The organism is Mesorhizobium sp. B2-1-1, from assembly GCF_006442975.2.
In the GTDB taxonomy this organism is placed as follows: domain Bacteria; phylum Pseudomonadota; class Alphaproteobacteria; order Rhizobiales; family Rhizobiaceae; genus Mesorhizobium.
On sequence record NZ_CP083954.1, the window covers coordinates 3,937,184 to 3,955,093 of the forward strand.

At 62.7% G+C, this 17,910-nt stretch carries 21 protein-coding genes; 14 read left to right on the top strand and 7 right to left on the bottom strand.

The features are described 5' to 3' along the window. Nucleotides 1–42 precede the first annotated feature (42 nt). Nucleotides 43–1,350, top strand: coding sequence for an adenylosuccinate lyase (purB, locus tag FJ972_RS19400; protein ID WP_140522066.1), 1,308 nt, complete (start codon nucleotides 43–45; stop codon nucleotides 1,348–1,350). Nucleotides 1,351–1,410: 60 nt separating this feature from the next. Here purB and FJ972_RS19405 read toward each other — a convergent pair whose 3' ends face one another. Beyond that, entirely contained in the window at nucleotides 1,411–2,223 is an 813-nt protein-coding gene (locus FJ972_RS19405) for a VOC family protein (RefSeq protein ID WP_140522064.1), read from the bottom strand. A 244-nt stretch (nucleotides 2,224–2,467) separates the two neighbouring features. Between FJ972_RS19405 and FJ972_RS19410 the strand changes: the two genes are divergently transcribed. Beyond that, entirely contained in the window at nucleotides 2,468–3,022 is a 555-nt protein-coding gene (locus FJ972_RS19410) for an RBBP9/YdeN family alpha/beta hydrolase (RefSeq protein WP_140522062.1), read from the top strand. Nucleotides 3,023–3,045: 23 nt separating this feature from the next. Here FJ972_RS19410 and FJ972_RS19415 read toward each other — a convergent pair whose 3' ends face one another. Next, on the bottom strand, nucleotides 3,046–3,819 hold the full coding sequence (locus FJ972_RS19415) for an HpcH/HpaI aldolase family protein (protein WP_140493818.1): 774 nt from the start codon (nucleotides 3,817–3,819) through the stop codon (nucleotides 3,046–3,048). Between the two features lie 163 nt (nucleotides 3,820–3,982). Beyond that, on the bottom strand, nucleotides 3,983–4,303 hold the full coding sequence (locus tag FJ972_RS19420) for a DUF1476 domain-containing protein (RefSeq protein WP_140493820.1): 321 nt from the start codon (nucleotides 4,301–4,303) through the stop codon (nucleotides 3,983–3,985). 275 nt (nucleotides 4,304–4,578) lie between these two features. Between FJ972_RS19420 and purC the strand changes: the two genes are divergently transcribed. From purC to FJ972_RS19445, 5 genes are all read left to right on the top strand, one after another. After that, entirely contained in the window at nucleotides 4,579–5,373 is a 795-nt protein-coding gene (gene purC, locus FJ972_RS19425; protein ID WP_127282327.1) for a phosphoribosylaminoimidazolesuccinocarboxamide synthase, read from the top strand. A gap of 69 nt (nucleotides 5,374–5,442) precedes the next feature. After that, complete coding sequence (purS, locus tag FJ972_RS19430; RefSeq protein ID WP_140522060.1) at nucleotides 5,443–5,682, top strand: phosphoribosylformylglycinamidine synthase subunit PurS; 240 nt, start codon at nucleotides 5,443–5,445, stop codon at nucleotides 5,680–5,682. A gap of 60 nt (nucleotides 5,683–5,742) precedes the next feature. Then, on the top strand, nucleotides 5,743–6,411 hold the full coding sequence (gene purQ / locus FJ972_RS19435; RefSeq protein ID WP_140493824.1) for a phosphoribosylformylglycinamidine synthase subunit PurQ: 669 nt from the start codon (nucleotides 5,743–5,745) through the stop codon (nucleotides 6,409–6,411). Between the two features lie 41 nt (nucleotides 6,412–6,452). Beyond that, a complete protein-coding gene (locus FJ972_RS19440; RefSeq protein WP_140517698.1) occupies nucleotides 6,453–6,863 on the top strand; it encodes a hypothetical protein in 411 nt (136 codons plus the stop codon). A gap of 1 nt (nucleotide 6,864) precedes the next feature. After that, entirely contained in the window at nucleotides 6,865–7,521 is a 657-nt protein-coding gene (locus tag FJ972_RS19445) for a Pr6Pr family membrane protein (RefSeq protein WP_140522058.1), read from the top strand. Nucleotides 7,522–7,539: 18 nt separating this feature from the next. Here FJ972_RS19445 and FJ972_RS19450 read toward each other — a convergent pair whose 3' ends face one another. Further along, nucleotides 7,540–7,785 carry a DUF1127 domain-containing protein gene (locus FJ972_RS19450; protein ID WP_140522056.1) on the bottom strand — a complete coding sequence of 82 codons (246 nt, stop codon included), beginning with the start codon at nucleotides 7,783–7,785 and terminating at the stop codon, nucleotides 7,540–7,542. A gap of 94 nt (nucleotides 7,786–7,879) precedes the next feature. Between FJ972_RS19450 and FJ972_RS19455 the strand changes: the two genes are divergently transcribed. From FJ972_RS19455 to FJ972_RS19480, 6 genes are all read left to right on the top strand, one after another. Continuing rightward, nucleotides 7,880–9,286 (top strand): PLP-dependent aminotransferase family protein, encoded by a 1,407-nt coding sequence (locus FJ972_RS19455; protein WP_140493832.1) that lies wholly within the window; start codon nucleotides 7,880–7,882, stop codon nucleotides 9,284–9,286. Nucleotides 9,287–9,507: 221 nt separating this feature from the next. Further along, nucleotides 9,508–11,739 carry a phosphoribosylformylglycinamidine synthase subunit PurL gene (gene purL, locus FJ972_RS19460; protein ID WP_140522054.1) on the top strand — a complete coding sequence of 744 codons (2,232 nt, stop codon included), beginning with the start codon at nucleotides 9,508–9,510 and terminating at the stop codon, nucleotides 11,737–11,739. Nucleotides 11,740–11,786: 47 nt separating this feature from the next. After that, nucleotides 11,787–12,320 carry a hypothetical protein gene (locus tag FJ972_RS19465; protein ID WP_140522052.1) on the top strand — a complete coding sequence of 178 codons (534 nt, stop codon included), beginning with the start codon at nucleotides 11,787–11,789 and terminating at the stop codon, nucleotides 12,318–12,320. Nucleotides 12,321–12,443: 123 nt separating this feature from the next. Next, on the top strand, nucleotides 12,444–12,677 hold the full coding sequence (locus FJ972_RS19470) for a BolA/IbaG family iron-sulfur metabolism protein (RefSeq protein WP_140493839.1): 234 nt from the start codon (nucleotides 12,444–12,446) through the stop codon (nucleotides 12,675–12,677). A 152-nt stretch (nucleotides 12,678–12,829) separates the two neighbouring features. Further along, a complete protein-coding gene (grxD, locus tag FJ972_RS19475) occupies nucleotides 12,830–13,165 on the top strand; it encodes a Grx4 family monothiol glutaredoxin (RefSeq protein ID WP_013532137.1) in 336 nt (111 codons plus the stop codon). Between the two features lie 141 nt (nucleotides 13,166–13,306). Continuing rightward, nucleotides 13,307–14,575, top strand: a complete 1,269-nt coding sequence (locus FJ972_RS19480; protein ID WP_140493841.1) for a multidrug effflux MFS transporter — start codon at nucleotides 13,307–13,309, stop codon at nucleotides 14,573–14,575. A 47-nt stretch (nucleotides 14,576–14,622) separates the two neighbouring features. Here the strand turns inward: FJ972_RS19480 and FJ972_RS19485 are convergent, their stop codons facing one another. The 3 genes from FJ972_RS19485 to rpsD form a co-directional block, all read right to left on the bottom strand. After that, a complete protein-coding gene (locus FJ972_RS19485; RefSeq protein WP_140522050.1) occupies nucleotides 14,623–15,450 on the bottom strand; it encodes an inositol monophosphatase family protein in 828 nt (275 codons plus the stop codon). After that, on the bottom strand, nucleotides 15,440–16,333 hold the full coding sequence (ttcA, locus tag FJ972_RS19490) for a tRNA 2-thiocytidine(32) synthetase TtcA (RefSeq protein WP_140493845.1): 894 nt from the start codon (nucleotides 16,331–16,333) through the stop codon (nucleotides 15,440–15,442). The genes FJ972_RS19485 and ttcA overlap by 11 nt, the downstream gene beginning before the upstream one ends. 129 nt (nucleotides 16,334–16,462) lie before the next feature. Further along, nucleotides 16,463–17,080: a 30S ribosomal protein S4 gene (gene rpsD / locus FJ972_RS19495; RefSeq protein WP_140522048.1), complete on the bottom strand. Its 618-nt coding sequence runs from the start codon at nucleotides 17,078–17,080 to the stop codon at nucleotides 16,463–16,465. Between the two features lie 483 nt (nucleotides 17,081–17,563). Here rpsD and FJ972_RS19500 point away from each other — a divergent pair, with 483 nt between their 5' ends. Continuing rightward, nucleotides 17,564–17,770, top strand: a complete 207-nt coding sequence (locus tag FJ972_RS19500; protein ID WP_140522046.1) for a hypothetical protein — start codon at nucleotides 17,564–17,566, stop codon at nucleotides 17,768–17,770. Nucleotides 17,771–17,910: the final 140 nt, after the last annotated feature.

A 17,910-nucleotide genomic window follows, 5' to 3' on the forward strand; every position in this document is an offset into this window, starting at 1 on the left:
GTTAGGACGCGGGCAAATTTCTCGACACGTCAGGACTGACCGATGATCCCTCGCTACTCCCGGCCGGAAATGGTGGCCATATGGTCGCCCGAAACCCGGTTCCGCATCTGGTTCGAGATCGAGGCTCATGCCTGCGACGCGCTGGCCGAACTCGGCGTCATCCCGAAACAGGCGGCGAAGACCATCTGGGAAAAAGGCAATGCCGCGAAGTTCGACGTCGATGCGATCGACGAGATCGAGCGCGTCACCAAGCACGACGTCATCGCTTTTCTCACCCATCTCGCCGAATTCGTCGGACCCGACGCCCGCTTCATCCATCAGGGCATGACATCCTCGGACGTTCTCGACACGTGTTTCGCGGTGCAGCTCACGCGTGCCAGCGACATGCTGCTGGCCGACATCGACGCGCTGCTTGCGGCGCTGAAGCGCCGCGCCTTCGAGCACAAGGATACCGTCACCATCGGCCGCAGCCACGGCATCCATGCCGAGCCGACCACTTTCGGCGTCAAGCTGGCGCAAGCCTATGCCGAATTTTCGCGCTGCCGCGAGCGGCTCGTGCATGCTCGCGAGGACATAGCCACCTGCGCCATTTCGGGAGCGGTCGGCACCTTCGCCAATATCGAGCCTTATGTCGAAGAGCATGTCGCGGCAAAGCTCGGGTTGAAGCCGGAGCCGGTATCGACGCAGGTGATCCCGCGCGACCGCCATGCCATGTTCTTTGCCACGCTCGGCGTCATCGCATCGTCGGTGGAGCGGCTGGCGATCGAGATCCGGCATCTGCAGCGCACCGAGGTGCTGGAAGCCGAAGAGTATTTTTCGCCTGGCCAGAAAGGTTCGTCGGCGATGCCGCACAAGCGCAACCCGGTGTTGACCGAGAACCTAACCGGCCTTGCCCGCATGGTGCGCTCCTTCGCGCTGCCGGCGATGGAGAATGTGGCGCTCTGGCACGAGCGCGACATTTCGCATTCCTCCGTCGAGCGCATGATCGGGCCGGATGCGACGGTGACGCTGGATTTCGCGCTGGCGCGGCTGACCAGCGTCATCGACAAACTGCTCGTCTATCCCGACAACATGCTGAAGAACATGAACAAATTCCGCGGCCTGGTGCATTCACAGCGCGTGCTGCTGGCATTGACGCAAGCCGGCGTCTCCCGTGAGGATGCCTACCGGCTGGTGCAGCGCAATGCCATGAAGGTGTGGGAGCAAGGCGCTGATTTTCTTGAAGAACTACTGGCCGACAATGACGTCACCGCCGTCTTGCCGGAAGCCGAGATCCGCGAGAAATTCGACCTGGGCTACCACACCAAGCATGTCGACACGATCTTCCGGCGGGTGTTCGGAGAGGCGTGAGGGGCTTTCCTTCTCCCCGTCGCTATACGAGGAGAAGGTACCGCAGGACGTAACTGCCGATCACGCTTTGCCGGGAATGGTCCTGATCACCGTGCCCCACGGATCTTCGCGGGTCGTTTCACTGGCCACGTTGTCGGAACGCATCTCGACCCAGGCAAGGCCCGACCGGGCCGGGTCGCGGCGGCCGGCGCCGGCGCTCTGCCACGCATTGGCGCCTATATGATGATGGTAGTGGCCTGACGACAGGAACACAGCCTGGCCGCCATACTTCGCCACCGTGTCGAAGCCGAATTCCTGTTTCCACCAGGCTTCCGCCTCTTCCGGCCGGCCGACGCGCAGGTGGACGTGGCCGACAATGCTGTTTTCAGGCGCTCCCTGCCAGCCCGCGTCGCCCGCCGGCACTTCGGCGACGACCGAAGGAATGTTCAGCCGTTCGGTCGCCATCGCGATCTTGTCGCCGTTCCACGTCCAGTCCTGCGGACGGCGATCGGCATAGATCTCGATCCCGTTGCCCTCGGGATCGGTGAGGTACAGCGCTTCGCTGACCAGATGGTCCGAAGCGCCCTCTATGGCGATCTTGTCTGATATGGCGTGGTTGATCCAGCGGCCGAGATCGGCACGGCTGGGCAGCAGGAAAGCCGTGTGGAACAGGCCGGCGCTGCGCGGATCGTCAGGCTTGGCCGAGGCGTCCGGCTCCAGCACCAACAGCGGACGGTTGGCGGCGCCCAGGGTGATCGCGCCATCGGCGCGGCTTAATTCCTGCAAGCCGACAACAGCGCGATAGTAGGCCGCTAGGCTTTCGGCGTCGCGCGCCTTCAGCCCGACCCGGGCAACGCTCACCGGCGTGGTGGCGGCAAAGGGCAGTTCGCTCATGATTGTCTCCGTTGCGGCGACGCTTTGGCATAAACCCCGAGGTCAGGAGCCCGGCGCCGGCGATCATTGTACATCGTGTCAGCACCAAATGCGGTCCTTCACGGCTGTTTCTTTCCAGAGGACAAATCGGCGATCGTGATCGTTCACACAAGACAGCGAAAAGCGAACATGGTGTTCACCATTGCAAGCAGGAGCGTGTCCATCGACGGTTGCATGAGGCAATCACGCTCGCTATCTCAGCGCCATGAAAGTCAAAGACGCAGATATTCTCATCATCCCGGGCTACACCAACTCCGGACCCGAGCACTGGCAGACCCGCTGGCAGTCAAAGCTGTCGACCGCGCGGCGCGTCGAGCAGGCGGAATGGTCGAAGCCCGTGCGCGATGACTGGACGGCGGGCGTGGCAAAAGCGGTCAATGAAGCCGAGAAGCCCGTCGTCCTCGTCGCGCATTCCCTTGGCGTTGCCGCGGCGGTGCAAGCCGTCCCGCAGTTTCGCAAGCCGGTCGCCGGCGCATTCTTCGTGGCGCCGCCCGATGTCGCCAATCCGAAGGTACGGCCAAGGCACCTGATGACGTTCGGCCCCTACTCGCGCGAGCCGTTGCCCTTCCCGTCCATGGTGATTGCCAGCCGCAACGATCCGTTCTGCGCCTTCCACGTCGCCGAGGACATTGCCGGCGCCTGGGGATCTCTGTTCATCGATGCCGGTGAAGCCGGTCACCTCAACACCGATTCAGGCTTCGGCCCATGGCCCGAAGGTTCGATGACCTTCGCCAAATTTCTCACCGAACTGAAGGCCTGACGACCCCGACCGGATCGCGGCTCTCAGCCGCCGATCGAATCCTTGATGCCTTTCAACAGCGTCTTCGCCCCTAGTGAAATCAGCGCGTGCTCGGACCCTGTGGCCAGCAGGCGGTAGCCCATCGCCACGACGCGGCCGGCGATGGCCGGTTCGATGACGTAGATCGCCGCATGTTTGCCGGCCTTGCGGGTACGCTCGGCGATCGAACCCACCGTTTCCATCATGCTTTCGAGCGTCGAATTGACGGTCGTGCCGTTCGACCAGGCAATCGAGAAGTCCGATGGCCCCAGGAAAATGCCGTCGATACCGGGTGTATCGAGGATGCCGTCCAGCGCATCGAGCGCCGCCCGCGTCTCGACCATGGCGAAGGCCATGGTGCGCTGGTTGCTGTCGCGCAGCCATTCGGCATGATCACCCTTGCCATGGCGTGGGAAGGCATAGGTGGGGCCCCAGGAGCGCTCGCCCACCGGCGGGTATTTCATCGCCGCAGCGAACAGTTTTGCATCCGCCACCGAGTTGACCATCGGCGCGATCACCGCCTCGGCGCCGAAATCGAGCGCCCGGCTGGCCATGTCGAAACGGCCGACGGGAATACGCACCAATGCCGGCTTGCCGGTGGCAAGCACGGGCGCCAGGCCGCGCAACACGCTGTCTTCATGATGGCCGCCATGCTGCATGTCGAGCGTGACCGCATCGAAGCCCTGCCTGGCAAGGATTTCGACGGTCAGCGCGTCCGGCACGCCTGACCATGCGGTGACCAGCGTTTCATCGGCCGCAAGGCGGGATTTCAGGGACATCGGCTCTTTCCTCGCTAAGGATCGCAGTTTCAGCCGGAAACGACGGGAAACGCAAAGAAAAACCGCCCGGCTGGGCCGGGCGGTCGATTGGTCCAGTCATTCTTTTGCCGCAGGTTCCGTCGCAAAATTGTGGGACATTTTTGCGGAACCTGCTTCGGCCGGATCAGGTGTTCTTGATCTGCTCGATGGCCTGCGCCATCAATTCGTCCATGGTGCGGCGGATCTGATGGTCCGACTGGCTGACGCCGGCAGCGTCGAAATCCTTGCGGATCTTGCGGAAGACGTCGTGATCGCCGGCTTCCTCGATATCGGAAACAACCACTTCCTTGGCGTAGGCATCGGCCTCGGCGCCGGATTTCCCGAGCTTTTCCGCGGCCCACAGGCCGAGAGCCTTGTTGCGGCGCGCCGACGCCTTGAACCGAAGCTCCTCGTCGAACACGAATTTGCGCTCAAAACCCTCTTCGCGATCCTTCATGTTGCTCATGGCGTCCCTCCGATGGAAATCGATTCGCTGGCATTGATGAATATGTGATGGCGAAGCACAAACCAAAAGGCTGGCGGCCGGTCAATACGCTTCGTGGCTTGCTGCGCTGCGGCATTTCGGTCCCGAAAGCAGTTGATTGAAAGGATTTGCCGATTGAGCAAACAAGGCGATTACGATAGACACCGGCATTGAACGCCACCGTCGCCACACTAATTTAGGCAGACGGACAGGAACTGGTCGCTTGCCGCCTGCCCGCAAATCCAGAGAAAAATCAAATGAAAAATCGCCGCCGCATTTATGAAGGCAAGGCCAAGATACTTTATGAAGGCCCTGAGCCCGGGACGCTGATCCAGTTCTTCAAGGATGACGCCACCGCGTTCAACAAGAAAAAACACGAAGTCGTCGATGGCAAGGGCGTGCTTAACAATCGCATTTCCGAGCACATCTTCAATCATCTCAACCGGATGGGCATTCCGACCCACTTCATCCGCCGGCTCAACATGCGCGAGCAGCTGATCAAGGAGGTCGAGATCATCCCGCTCGAAGTGGTGGTGCGCAATGTCGCCGCCGGTTCGCTGTCCAAGCGCCTTGGCATCGAGGAGGGCACGGTCCTGCCCCGCTCGATCATCGAATTCTATTACAAGGCCGATGCGCTCGACGACCCGATGGTCTCTGAAGAGCACATCACTGCCTTCGGCTGGGCGAGCCCGCAGGAAATCGACGACGTCATGGCGCTGGCCATTCGCGTCAACGACTTCCTGTCCGGCCTGTTCATGGGCGTCGGCATCCAGCTCGTCGATTTCAAGATCGAATGCGGACGCCTGTTCGAGGGCGACATGATGCGCATCGTCGTCGCCGACGAGATCTCGCCCGATTCCTGCCGGCTGTGGGACGTGGCGACGCAGGACAAGCTCGACAAGGACCGTTTCCGCCGCGACATGGGCGGCCTCGTGGAGGCCTACCAGGAAGTCGCCCGCCGTCTCGGTATCATGAACGAGAACGAGCCGCCGCGTCCAACCGGACCGGTGCTCGTCGCGTCGAGCGAGCCGCCGAAGGGCATGAAGCACTAATTGCCAGCAACGGGCTTGCCGGAAACGGCAGGTCCGGCGCAGACCGATACCGATCATTCAGGAGCATCGATGAAAGCCCGTATCACCGTAACCCTCAAAGACGGCGTGCTGGACCCGCAAGGCAAGGCGATCGAGCATGCGCTGTCGGGGCTAGGTTTTGAGGGCATCGGCTCGGTGCGGCAAGGCAAGGTGTTCGACGTCGAGCTCGCCGGGACCGACAAGGCCAAGGCCGAGGCCGATCTCAAGGCCATGTGCGACAGACTGCTGGCGAACACGGTGATTGAGAACTATAGTGTGACGCTTACCTGAGGTTGTGCCGGAGGCACGGATGCCCCAACTTGCCGAAACCCAGAGGCCTTACGAACCAAAATGAAATCAGCCGTCGTCCTCCTGCCTGGCCTTAACCGCGACCGCGATATGATCGCGGCGCTGACCAAGATTTCCGGCAAGGCGCCAGCCACGGTCTGGCAAACCGACACCGAAATCCCGGATGTCGACCTGATCGCCATTCCCGGCGGCTTCTCCTTCGGCGACTATCTGCGCTGCGGCGCGATCGCGGCGCGCATGCCGGTGATGCGGGCGGTCGCTGAAAAGGCGGCCAAGGGCGTCATGGTCATCGGCGTCTGCAACGGTTTCCAGATCCTGGTCGAGGCCGGCCTGCTGCCGGGAGCGCTCATGCGCAACTCCTCGCTCAAATTCGTCTGCCGGCAGGTGAAGCTCGAGATCGCCAACGCCAACACCATGTTCACCCGCCGCTACCAGCCGGGCCAGATCATCCGCTCGCCGGTGGCGCATCACGACGGCAACTACTTCGCCGATGCCGAGACGCTTGCACGCCTGGAAGGCGAAGGCCAGGTGGTGTTCCGCTATGCGGACGGCACCAATCCCAACGGCTCGATCAACGACATCGCTGGCATCATCAGCAGCCAGGGCAACGTGCTGGGCCTGATGCCGCATCCCGAGAACCTGATCGAAGCGGCACATGGCGGCAATGACGGGCGGGCGTTGTTCGAAGGCGCGCTCGGCATCGCCGCCTGATATCTTCCGAAATTCTTTCAGAACCTGGGGGCGGCCTGACGATGAGACTGACGATTGCTCGCTTTGCTCTCCTGGCTGCCGCCGGCCTTGCGCTGGCATCCTGCCAGTCGGGTCCGAAGAGCGCTCCGCCGCCTTCCGGCAAGAGCGCGGCGCTGCTGGCCATGGAACAGGTGGCGATCTCCGCCCACAAATGCTGGATCGCCAGCAAGGACCCGGCCTTCAAATCCTACCAGATGGCCAATGAGCTGAATTCGTTCAGCGGCACGCCGCGCTTCCTGCTGGTGCCGGCCAAGCATTATGGCGGCAAGCCGCTGCTGGTGGTGCAGGCGCAAGGCAATTCGAGCCGTGTAGACGTGTTCGGTCCGCTGATGGCCGAGCCGCTCGGCGCGCGCATCGGCTCCGACATCGCCCGCTGGCAGGCCGGCAATCCGGCCTGCGCCGCCGCCGCGTAAGATGGGCCGGCTGCTGCAGGTCGCGGGTCTGGTCGCAGGGCTGGCCGGTCTTTTCCTGCAGTTCTCGATCACCGTTCCGGCCTCGATGGAAGCCGGCCGCGGCCTGATCGGTTCGGTCGTCTTCTACTTCAGCTTCTTTACCATCCTGACCAACATCGGTGCGGTGCTCGTCCATGCGTCGCTGCTGTCGCCCGCCGGCCATGCCTGGTTTCCGGCCTTTGCCGGAGCGCGGATGCGGGCAGGCGTCGCCGTCGCCATCACCGTGGTCTTCATGGTCTACGCCACCGTGCTGGCACGCCTCTGGCAGCCGCAGGGCCTGTTCCTGCTGTGCGACGTGCTGCTGCACTATGTGACGCCTGCACTGTTCGTGCTGTGGTGGCTGGCCGCCGGTGCCGACGGCAAGACGCGATGGCAAGACGTTTCCTGGTGGATGCTTTATCCGCTCGCCTATCTGGCCTATGCGCTGGCGCGGGCGTCCATAACAGGCGAAGTGCCCTACCCGTTCCTCGATGCCGCCAGGAACGGCATCGCCAGCGTCGCCATCGCCTCGCTGGCCATCACCGCCCTTTTCCTGGCGCTATGCGTTGGCGCCGTGCTTGCGGACCGCGGCCTGTCGCGGATCAGGGCGCCAGTTGTGCAGCCACGCAAGCAGGATTGAACACAGCATCGCGCCTGTTCATTCCCAGAATGGCCTGATCCCTTCGCGATGGGCGTCGCAGCGGGAAATGCCGATGTCCTTCAACTGATCGTCGGTCATGTCCAGCAAGGCGAGCCGGCTGCGCCTGCGCTCCAGCAGGCCGTCGATCCAGCGCCCCAGCGATTTGACCATACGCACGATGCGGCTGACAAAGCCGCCGCGGCCCACAGGTCGCGCGGCGAACAATCCTGCGGCTGTCTGGCTGATTGTCTCGATTGTATCCATCTTCGCTCTACCAAAGCTGCAAATTGCACTCTTTTATTCCACACAATGCATGTGAATTGACTCGTCGTTCGACGCAATATACAAAATTGTCACCATGACAAATTGGCTTCCCGACCTCACCGCCAGCTCCGGCCCGCTTTATCAGCGCCTTGCTGACAGCATTGAGTCAGATATCGACCGCGGCGTGATCGACGCCGGGGCAAAGCTGCCACCGCAGCGGGATCTCGCCTATGACATCGGCGCAACCGTCGGCACGGTCGGCAGGGCCTATCAATTGTTGCGCGAGCGCGGGCTGGTCAGCGGCGAGGTCGGGCGCGGCACCTATGTCCTCGGCCGGCAGAACGCGAAGCCCGACTTCATAGCGCCGGACGCGCAAGGCACGCGCGACATCGATGCGCCGCGCGGCAAGCTGCGCTTCGACAGCACCGCGGCGCCCGATGTCGGCCAGGGCGCCATCGTCACCGAAGTGCTGTCGCGCACGGCTTCGGATCATGCGCATGAGATTTCGAGCTACACGCGGGATTTTCCCGAGCGCTGGTTCGAGGCCGGCGCCAGTTGGCTGTCGCGCAACTCGTTTCGACCGAGCGCCGATACGATCGTGCCGACGCTCGGCACCCATGCCGCTGTCATGGCGGCGATCGCCGCACTGACCACGCCCGGCGATTACGTCGCCTTCGAGCACCTGACCTATTCGCAGATTTCGCGCAGCGCCGGCCTGATCGGTCGTCGCACGGCGCTGGTGGCATCGGACCATCAGGGTCTCAACGCCGACGATTTCGAGCGCGTCTGCGCGCAAAAGCACCCGAAGATGATCTTTCTGATGCCTACGGTGCAGAATCCGACGCTGGCGATCCTGCCGGCAGCGCGACGTGAGGCAATCGCGCGGATCGCGCGTGAATACAATGTCGTCATTATCGAGGACGATCTTTACGGCGGCCTGACCGAAGATCCGACGCCAATGCTGGCCGACTATGCACCCGAGCGCACCATCGTCGCAGGCGGCCTGTCGAAATCGGTAGCGGCTGGCGTTCGCGGCGGCTGGCTTTCCTGCCCGCCTGCTTATCGCCATCGCATCCGTGTTGCCCACAAGATGATGACCGGCGGCATGCCTTTCCTGCTGGCCGAGGTGAATGCCCGGCTGGTGCTGTCGGGCCAGGCCGCGGACATACGCAAACGCGCCATCGCCGAAATCAACGCCCGCACCGCCATCGTGCGCGAGACTTTGGCCGGCTTCGAGTTCAAGTCGCGGGACAATATACCCTTTGTCTGGCTGACCTTGCCCGACCCCTGGCTTTCCGGCACGTTCAAGAACGCCTGCCTCGAGCACGGCGTGCTGATCGACGACGAAGACGAGTTCAAGGCGGGCCGTTCCGAGCAGGTCTTCCACGCCGTGCGCTTCGGCATTTCGCAGCCCAGGCAGCGCAAGGACATCGCGGACGGCGTTGCGGCGATCCGGAGGCTCCTCGACGAAGGCCGCGCCGGCTACGACAGTTTTTCCTGATCCGCATCGCCTTGGAGCGCCGGCGGTTCAGGACGACGGCATGCCTCCAGGCAAGACCGAGGCGCATCGGTTGAGTCCGGTCCGGTGGGACGCGCGTTCAAGGCGCCGCGGCTTTCTCCGGATTCAGCCACTTTTCGTCAGTCCGTGGGTGTATCGGCCGCAAAGCTTGCGATAAGAGGAGACTCAAAATCCCAAGCTCCCACGGATAAAAACCGCTGCCCATGACCATTTCCAATTCCGTGCCGATCACGCCCGAGCTCATTGCCGCGCACGGGCTGAAGCCAGACGAATACCAGCGCATCCTCGACCTCGTCGGGCGCGAGCCGAGCTTCACCGAACTTGGCATCTTCTCGGCGATGTGGAACGAGCATTGCTCGTATAAATCCTCGAAGAAATGGCTACGCACGCTGCCGACGACCGGTCCGCGGGTCATCCAGGGGCCCGGCGAGAATGCCGGCGTGGTCGATATCGGCGACGGCGACTGCGTCGTCTTCAAGATGGAGAGCCACAACCACCCCTCCTTTATCGAACCCTACCAAGGGGCGGCGACAGGCGTCGGCGGCATATTGCGCGACGTCTTCACCATGGGCGCGCGGCCGATCGCGGCGATGAACGCCTTGCGCTTCGGTGCTCCCGATCATCCCAAGACCAGGCACCTGGTGGCGGGAGTGGTTTCCGGCGTCGGCGGCTACGGCAATTCCTTCGGCGTGCCGACGGTCGGCGGCGAGGTCAATTTCGACGCCCGCTACAATGGCAATATCCTGGTCAACGCTTTTGCCGCGGGTCTTGCCAAGACGGACGCGATTTTCCTGTCGGAGGCCAAGGGCGTCGGCCTGCCGGTCGTCTATCTCGGCGCCAAGACCGGTCGCGACGGCGTAGGCGGCGCCACCATGGCCTCGGCCGAATTCGACGACAAGATCGACGAGAAGCGCCCGACCGTGCAGGTCGGCGATCCCTTCACCGAAAAGTGCCTGCTTGAAGCATGTCTCGAACTGATGGCATCCGGTGCGGTCATCGCTATCCAGGACATGGGTGCTGCCGGCCTTACCTGCTCGGCGGTCGAGATGGGCGCCAAGGGGGATCTCGGCATCGAGCTCGAGCTCGACAAGGTTCCGGTGCGCGAGGAGCGCATGAGCGCCTACGAGATGATGCTGTCGGAAAGCCAGGAGCGCATGCTGATGGTGCTGCGCCCCGAAAAGGAAAAGGAGGCCGAGGCGATCTTCCACAAATGGGGGCTCGACTTCGCCATTGTCGGCAAGACGACCGACGATCTGCGCTTTCGCGTCCTGCATCAGGGTGATCAGGTTGCGGACCTGCCGATCAAGGATCTCGGCGACAAGGCACCGGAATATGACCGTCCGTGGGTCGAGCCGAAGAAGCCGGCGCCGCTTGCGGCCAATGACATTCCGCAGGCCGATGTCGCCGACGCACTGCTGAAGCTGCTCGGCGGCCCTGACCTGTCGTCGCGCCGCTGGGTGTGGGAACAGTACGACACGCTGATCCAGGGCAATTCGCTGCAGCTTCCCGGTGGCGATGCCGGCGTGGTGCGGGTCGAAGGCCATCCGACCAAAGCGCTGGCTTTCTCGTCGGACGTGACGCCGCGCTATTGCGAGGCCGATCCCTATGAGGGCGGCAAGCAGGCGGTGGCCGAATGCTGGCGCAATCTGACCGCCACCGGCGCGCTGCCGCTGGCCGCCACCGACAATCTCAATTTCGGCAATCCGGAACGGCCGGAGATCATGGGTCAGTTGGTCGGCGCGGTGAAGGGCATTGGCGATGCCTGCCGCGCGCTCGGCTTCCCGATCGTTTCCGGCAATGTCTCGCTCTACAACGAAACCAATGGCCAGGGCATCCTGCCGACGCCGACCATCGGCGGCGTCGGGCTGATCGCCGACTGGTCGAAGATGGTGCGGGCCGGCTTCGCTGCGCAAGGCCAGATGATCCTGCTGGTCGGCGCGCCGGCCTCATGGGGCACGCATCTCGGCCAATCGGTCTACTTGCGCGACATCCACGGCCGCAGCGACGGCCCGCCGCCGCCGGTCGACCTCGACCATGAAAAGCGTGTCGGCGACCATGTGCGCGCCCTCATCGCGTCCGGCATCGTCACCGCGGCTCACGACGTTTCCGACGGCGGCATTGCGGTCGCGCTGGCCGAGATGGCGATGGCATCAGGCATCGGCGCGACGGTCCCCGGACTGGCCGGCACCGATCCTATTCCGGTCTGGTTCGGCGAGGACCAGGGCCGCTATCTCCTCACGCTGTCAATCGATCCAGACAGTGAGGACTGGGACGCGATCCGCAAACAGCAAGGCGAACTCGGTATTTTCGCGCCCTGGATCGGCTCGACCGGCGGCAACACGCTGAAACTCGGCGAGGCACGGGCGATCCCGCTCGGCGAATTGACCGCCGCGCACGAAGGCTGGTTCCCGCGCTTCATGGATCAGACCATTTGAGCAGAGCGTGATCCCGAAAAGTGGGAAACGATTTTTTCGGAAAAATCATGCTCAACCACAGGAAACTGGCCGTCCGGGCACTGCTTGCAGTCGTCTTCTGGCCATCGCTGTTCTTCTTCTGGTTTCTCGGCCCGTTCGTCTTTTTCCTGCTGTCGACGACATCGAGCGAGGTCTGCGTCCGGTTGGATACACGCGCGGAGTTCCTCGCCGCGGCCAACGACACGCTTCCGATGCTTGGCCTGCAAAACCTTTTCTATGCAGTTCCGCTTGTCTGCCTGGTGCTTTGGAGCCGGCTTCTGCCGGACCGGGCACGGACAAGGCACATCTTCACCTGCATAAAACTTTTCGCCGTCGCGGCCGCATTGGGGGCACTGTGGGAGTATGGCTCCTCGCTGGCCTGCGATGGCTACGGCCAGCCGTTCTTCTCGCCCGTCTGGCGGATGACCGCCTACCTGCCGATTGCCAACCTGGCGATCAACCTTCCCCTCTATGTGCTGACCTTCAGCCTTGGGCGGACCTTCTCGACGCCCGAGGACGAGCCCGCAGACGACGCCGGCGGTCAGAGCGAGAACGCGTCGTGAGTCACCATCGCGCTGGGGCTGGACGGAACGGCTTCAATCCCAGCCGGAAAGGCTTTAGGTTCACCCCGACTCTCATCGCACGGGCAGCCACGCCGCAGCCCGCCCTAAAAACAGGAATTTGCCATGGCAATGGATGCCCGCGACATTGAAAAACTGATCAAGGAGGGGATCCCGGACGCCAGGGTGACCATCCGTGACCTTGCCGGCGACGGCGATCACTATGCGGCCGAAGTGGTCGCCGAGAGCTTTCGCGGAAAAAGCCGCGTGCAGCAGCACCAGATGGTCTATGACGCGCTGAAGGGCAATATGGGCGGCGTGCTGCACGCGCTGGCGCTGCAGACCAGCGTGCCGGACTAGGGCTTCCAACGCCAAAGTCGCTTGGCCCAAAACGCCGCATCTTTTGCGCCATTCACGCCACCACGCGGCTAAAGTCTTGTTTCGGGCAACCTATGGGTTTATCTGATGGAAAAGCTTCGAGCCTGACTCCCACAGGCGGGAAAGGATATTCCATGAGCGGCATCAACGACTACATCGACAACGAAGTGAAGGGCAACGACGTCGTGCTTTTCATGAAGGGCACGCCCGGTTTCCCGCAGTGCGGATTTTCCGGCCAGGTTGTCCAGATCCTCGACTATATCGGCGCCGACTACAAAGGCGTGAACGTGCTGGATTCGGCCGAACTGCGCCAGGGCATCAAGGAGTACTCCAACTGGCCGACGATCCCTCAGCTCTATGTAAAGGGCGAATTCGTCGGTGGCTGCGACATCGTGCGCGAAATGTTCCAGGCGGGCGAGTTGCAGACATTCCTTGTCGAGAAGGGCGTGAGCGTCAAAGGCGCCGCCTGATTTCGGTTGGGCATGTCGCCGTCGACATGCCCTGAGCACCGGGGCAGCCCCGCCTCGGCAATTTTGCGTCCGGGACCCGGACCAGGACGAGCCAATGCGCCGGGCCACCGGCGCGTTTTCGTTTGAGAGATCGGACTTGCCGTGGACCAGCAGACGTCAGCACCGCAATCGGCAAGCAAATTGCCCATTCCGCGCTGGGAGTTCATCGCGCTGTGCGCGGCGCTGATGGCGCTCAATTCACTGGCCATCGACATCATGCTGCCGGCGCTGCAGCAGATCGGCGCCTCGCTTGGCGTCGAGAACGAAAACCACCGGCAATATGTCATCACCGCCTATATTCTGGGTTTTGGCGGCGGACAGCTGTTTTTCGGACCGCTCTCGGACCGATTCGGGCGCCGTGCGCCGCTTGTCGCCGGCCTGATCATTTATGTGGCGGCGGCCGCCGCGGCCGCCATATCGCCAAGCTTTGAAACGCTTCTACTTTGCCGGGCCGTGCAAGGCATCGGTGCGGCCGCGACCCGCGTCATCGCCGTCTCGATCGTGCGCGACACGTTCGATGGCCGGCGCATGGCCGAGGTGATGTCGCTGATCTTCATGGTGTTCATGGCGATCCCGGTGATTGCTCCCGGCATCGGCCAGTTCATCATGCTGTTCGCGACCTGGCATTTGATCTTCGTCACCATGGCCGTCGGCGCGCTTGTCGTCTCGGCCTGGTCGCTGCTGCGCCTGCCCGAGACGCTACATCCGGAATATCGCCGGCCATTGACCGTCAATGCCATTGTCGGCGGGTTCCGCATCGTGCTGACCAACCGCGTCGCGATCTGCTATGCCTTCGCCAGTACGTTCATCTTCGGCGCCATGTTCGGCTTCATCGCCTCGGCGCAGCAGATTTATGTCGACATATTCAATGTCGGCGAATTGTTTCCGGTCATCTTTGCCGGCGTTGCCGGCGTGCTCGCCTTCTCCAACTATCTGAACTCGCGTCTTGTCGGCCGCATCGGCATGCGCCGCCTGTCGCAGAGCGCGCTGCTGTTGTTTCTGGTCATCAGCCTGGCCTGGCTGGTCGTTTCGCTGGAAATGAAGATGCCGCTCTGGCTGTTCGTCACCTTCTTTGCCTGCGCCATGCTCCCTTTCGGTGCGCTCGGCGCGAATTTCAATGCCTTGGCTATGGAGCCGCTTGGTCAGCTGGCCGGCACGGCCTCGTCCATCCTGGGCTTCATGCAGACGTTTCTCGGCGGCATTCTCGGCACGCTGATCGGCCAGGCTTTCAACGGCACGGTGACGCCATTGGCCGCCGGCTTCTGCAGCGTCTCGGTCGCAGCCCTGCTGATGATCTTCATCGCCGAACGCGGCAAGATGTTCCAGCCGCAGAATCAACCCGTCTCGGGGCACATTGCCGATCTGCATTGAATTGTCGCCTTTGCGGCGCTCGGCTGGGTAATCGAATTGGCAGCCGGCTATTGCGCCCAGAGTTCGCTGCGCAACTCGCGCCAGCTTTCCCGGTCGGGTGCGACAAGCAGGCCGCCGCCGACATGCGACGGTAGGTAGGCACTGGCGTCGAAACGCGCGGCGTGGCCGCCGGCCTCGGCATGAATCAGGACACCGGGCAGATGGTCCCACGGCATCAGCTTGTTGTAAACGACGAAATGGGCATGGCCGCTGGCCAGCAGGCGATATTCATGCGCGGCGCAGCGATAGGCGAATTGCGACAGGATTTTCGTCTGGTTGCGCGCCAGCCGCGACCGCTCTGGTTCGGCCATGTACTGCCAGGAGACGGAGCCGGTCATTCCCGAGATCGGCACGGGCGCCGCGACACGCACTTTTTCCAGGTTGCCATGCGCGTGCCTGATATGGCTGCCGGCGCCCCTGGCGCCGATCAGCCAGTCCTTGCCGACCGGATCGTGGATGATGCCTGCGACGGTCTCACCCCGGACCACGACACCCAGCATGACGCCGAACAACGGCACGCCGGAAGCGAAATTGAAAGTGCCGTCCACCGGGTCGATGGTGAAAGCCAGATCGGCATCGCCAAGACCGTCGAGCAGCGCCGGATTGTCGGAACAGGCTTCCTCGCCGACAATCATGGCCGTTGGGTAGCGCTCACGCAGCTTGGCGGTGATCAGCCGCTCGGCACTGACGTCGGCTTCCGTCACCAGGTCGGCGGCCGACGTCTTCTGGCGGACGTCGCCGCCGCCCAACCGGCGAAAGCGCGGCATGATTTCGGCTTCGGCTGCTTCGGCCAGGGTGCTGGCCAGCCAGTCGATCGCGGTATCGTCAAATGTCATCGGAAATGTCTTGCCTGCTGGAGAGCGTTTCATCGAGTGCGGCGAAATCGAACAGTTTCCTGTCGAGCAGATGCGACGGCCTGGTGTTGGACAACGCACGCAGCATCGTGTCCTTGCGCCCGGGCATGCGCTTTTCGATATCGTCGAGCATGGCCTTCATGGCGTTGCGCTGGAGACCTTCCTGGCTGCCGCAGAGATCGCAAGGGATGATCGGGAACCGCATCGCCGCGGCGAGCTTTTCCAGATCGATTTCGGCGCAATAGCTCAGCGGCCGCAGCACCATGACGTCGCCCTCGTCGTTGAGCAGCTTTGGCGGCATGGCGGCGAGACGGCCGCCGTGGAACAGGTTCATGAAGAAGGTTTCGAGAATGTCCTCGCGATGATGGCCGAGCACCAGCGCCGAGCACCCCTCCTCTCGGGCTACGCGATAGAGATGACCGCGCCGCAGGCGTGAACAGAGCGAGCAATAGGTGCTGCCCTGCGGCAGCTTGTCGGTGACGACGGAGTAGGTGTCCTGGTATTCGATGCGGTGTGCAATGCCGTGGGCATTGAGGTAATCGGGCAGGATGTGCTTGGGAAAGTTCGGCTGGCCCTGGTCGAGATTGCAGGCCAGCAGCTCCACCGGCAGCAGGCCGCGCCATTTGAGGTCCAGCAGCATGGCAAGCAGGCCGTAGGAATCCTTGCCGCCCGACAGGGCCACCAGCCAGCGCTCGCCTGGCCTGACCATCGAAAAATCCTCGATCGCCTGGCGGGTCAGCCGCAGCAGCCGCTTGCGCAATTTGTTGAACTCGACCGAAGACGGCACATCGGCGAACAGCGGGTGAAAACCGCCTTCGATGTCGGCGGCCTGCTCAAGCGATTGAGCGTCTGGCAGCATGTTCATGGCGTCGGTTCCAAATCCTGGAGCAACGAACGTTCGGAGCTTCGTTGCCGCCCGGATTAGCGGACATGGCCGACAAAGAAAAGGCCGCCTCGATGGGCGGCCCCTTCCGGTCTCGCAAAAAGCCTTCGCTTAACGCGAATAGAATTCGACGACGAGGTTCGGTTCCATCTGGACGGCGAACGGAACGTCCGCCAGGCCCGGGATGCGCAAGAAGGTCGCGGTCATCTTGTTGTGATCGGCTTCGATGTAGTCCGGCACGTCGCGCTCGGCGAGGCCGACCGATTCCAGGACGATCACCAGCTGCTTCGACTTTTCACGCACTTCGACGACGTCGCCCGGCTTGCAGCGGTACGAGCCGATGTTGACGCGCTTGCCGTTGACGTTGACGTGGCCGTGGTTGACGAACTGGCGGGCGGCGAAAATGGTCGGAACGAACTTGGCGCGATAGACGACCGCGTCCAGACGCGACTCGAGCAGGCCGATCAGGTTCTCCGAGGTGTCGCCCTTGCGGCGATCGGCCTCTTCATAGACCTTGCGGAACTGCTTTTCCGAAACGTCGCCATAGTGGCCTTTCAGCTTCTGCTTGGCGCGCAGCTGCAGGCCGAAATCGGAAAGCTTGCCCTTGCGGCGCTGGCCGTGCTGGCCGGGGCCGTATTCACGCTTGTTGACCGGGGACTTCGGGCGGCCCCAGATGTTTTCGCCGAGACGGCGGTCGATCTTGTACTTCGCGGATTCGCGCTTGCTCATCGCATTCCCTTTCAAAACAACATAACCCGGAGCCTCATGGTCCGGGTGAAGGAAACGCGCCCTCCTCTGGCCTCCGTTTTCGAGACCTGACAGGGTTTTTCCACGCAACGCGGCGAAAAACCCACGGGACACGTCAGTTCAAACAAGACCTTGGAAAACAGACTGGCTTCCGTCGAGGTCTTGCGCATGCAAAACAAACCACCGGGCGTTGCGGCCCGGTGTTGGGAGCGCTGTTAAACAGAGATTTAACCGCTGTCAAGGTTCCAACTGGCGCCGCCCCGCGACCATCTACGATTTTCAGTGTTGTTGTTCAATGCGGTGTCGCATCCGGCGGGAGGTTGTCGCGCCCGCGGTATTAGAACAATTCCCGGAAAGCGCTAGCGGTTTCTACCCGGGATTGTGTAAAAAAACCGGAGCGGGGCGGCGATTCCCCGAAGCTGAACCGCTCCAGGAAGGGACTTGAGCAGAGGAGCCTGAATTCGGATGAAGAAGTTCTTTCTAAGCCTGACTGGTGCGACGGTGTTGGCCGGATCGATGGCCGTCATTACTCCTGAGCCGGCGATGGCAAGGCATTGGCAAGGCCACCGGCCTCATCAGGTATGCCGGATTGTGGTCAGGAAGCGCGTCGTCTGGAGCCATGGTCACCGCCATGTCATTCGCCAAAAAGTGCGACGTTGCCACTGGCGCTAACAGCTGCCACCGGCGCTAACAGCTGCCACTGGCGCTAACAGCCGCCACTGGCGCTGATTACGTCGGCCATTGACCAGACAATAACATCAAGGCCTGCGACCCCGTCGCGGGCCTATTTCTTGCCATTGGACGAGCCCTTC

What these genes read in the sequence shown, in the direction of transcription:
- purB (WP_140522066.1), top strand. Translation starts at nt 43, where the DNA reads ATGATCCCTCGCTACTCCCGGCCGGAAATGGTGGCCATATGGTCGCCC.
- FJ972_RS19405 (WP_140522064.1), bottom strand. Translation starts at nt 2,223, where the DNA reads ATGAGCGAACTGCCCTTTGCCGCCACCACGCCGGTGAGCGTTGCCCGG.
- FJ972_RS19410 (WP_140522062.1), top strand. Translation starts at nt 2,468, where the DNA reads ATGAAAGTCAAAGACGCAGATATTCTCATCATCCCGGGCTACACCAAC.
- FJ972_RS19415 (WP_140493818.1), bottom strand. Translation starts at nt 3,819, where the DNA reads ATGTCCCTGAAATCCCGCCTTGCGGCCGATGAAACGCTGGTCACCGCA.
- FJ972_RS19420 (WP_140493820.1), bottom strand. Translation starts at nt 4,303, where the DNA reads ATGAGCAACATGAAGGATCGCGAAGAGGGTTTTGAGCGCAAATTCGTG.
- purC (WP_127282327.1), top strand. Translation starts at nt 4,579, where the DNA reads ATGAAAAATCGCCGCCGCATTTATGAAGGCAAGGCCAAGATACTTTAT.
- purS (WP_140522060.1), top strand. Translation starts at nt 5,443, where the DNA reads ATGAAAGCCCGTATCACCGTAACCCTCAAAGACGGCGTGCTGGACCCG.
- purQ (WP_140493824.1), top strand. Translation starts at nt 5,743, where the DNA reads ATGAAATCAGCCGTCGTCCTCCTGCCTGGCCTTAACCGCGACCGCGAT.
- FJ972_RS19440 (WP_140517698.1), top strand. Translation starts at nt 6,453, where the DNA reads ATGAGACTGACGATTGCTCGCTTTGCTCTCCTGGCTGCCGCCGGCCTT.
- FJ972_RS19445 (WP_140522058.1), top strand. Translation starts at nt 6,865, where the DNA reads ATGGGCCGGCTGCTGCAGGTCGCGGGTCTGGTCGCAGGGCTGGCCGGT.
- FJ972_RS19450 (WP_140522056.1), bottom strand. Translation starts at nt 7,785, where the DNA reads ATGGATACAATCGAGACAATCAGCCAGACAGCCGCAGGATTGTTCGCC.
- FJ972_RS19455 (WP_140493832.1), top strand. Translation starts at nt 7,880, where the DNA reads ATGACAAATTGGCTTCCCGACCTCACCGCCAGCTCCGGCCCGCTTTAT.
- purL (WP_140522054.1), top strand. Translation starts at nt 9,508, where the DNA reads ATGACCATTTCCAATTCCGTGCCGATCACGCCCGAGCTCATTGCCGCG.
- FJ972_RS19465 (WP_140522052.1), top strand. Translation starts at nt 11,787, where the DNA reads ATGCTCAACCACAGGAAACTGGCCGTCCGGGCACTGCTTGCAGTCGTC.
- FJ972_RS19470 (WP_140493839.1), top strand. Translation starts at nt 12,444, where the DNA reads ATGGCAATGGATGCCCGCGACATTGAAAAACTGATCAAGGAGGGGATC.
- grxD (WP_013532137.1), top strand. Translation starts at nt 12,830, where the DNA reads ATGAGCGGCATCAACGACTACATCGACAACGAAGTGAAGGGCAACGAC.
- FJ972_RS19485 (WP_140522050.1), bottom strand. Translation starts at nt 15,450, where the DNA reads ATGACATTTGACGATACCGCGATCGACTGGCTGGCCAGCACCCTGGCC.
- ttcA (WP_140493845.1), bottom strand. Translation starts at nt 16,333, where the DNA reads ATGAACATGCTGCCAGACGCTCAATCGCTTGAGCAGGCCGCCGACATC.
- rpsD (WP_140522048.1), bottom strand. Translation starts at nt 17,080, where the DNA reads ATGAGCAAGCGCGAATCCGCGAAGTACAAGATCGACCGCCGTCTCGGC.
- FJ972_RS19500 (WP_140522046.1), top strand. Translation starts at nt 17,564, where the DNA reads ATGAAGAAGTTCTTTCTAAGCCTGACTGGTGCGACGGTGTTGGCCGGA.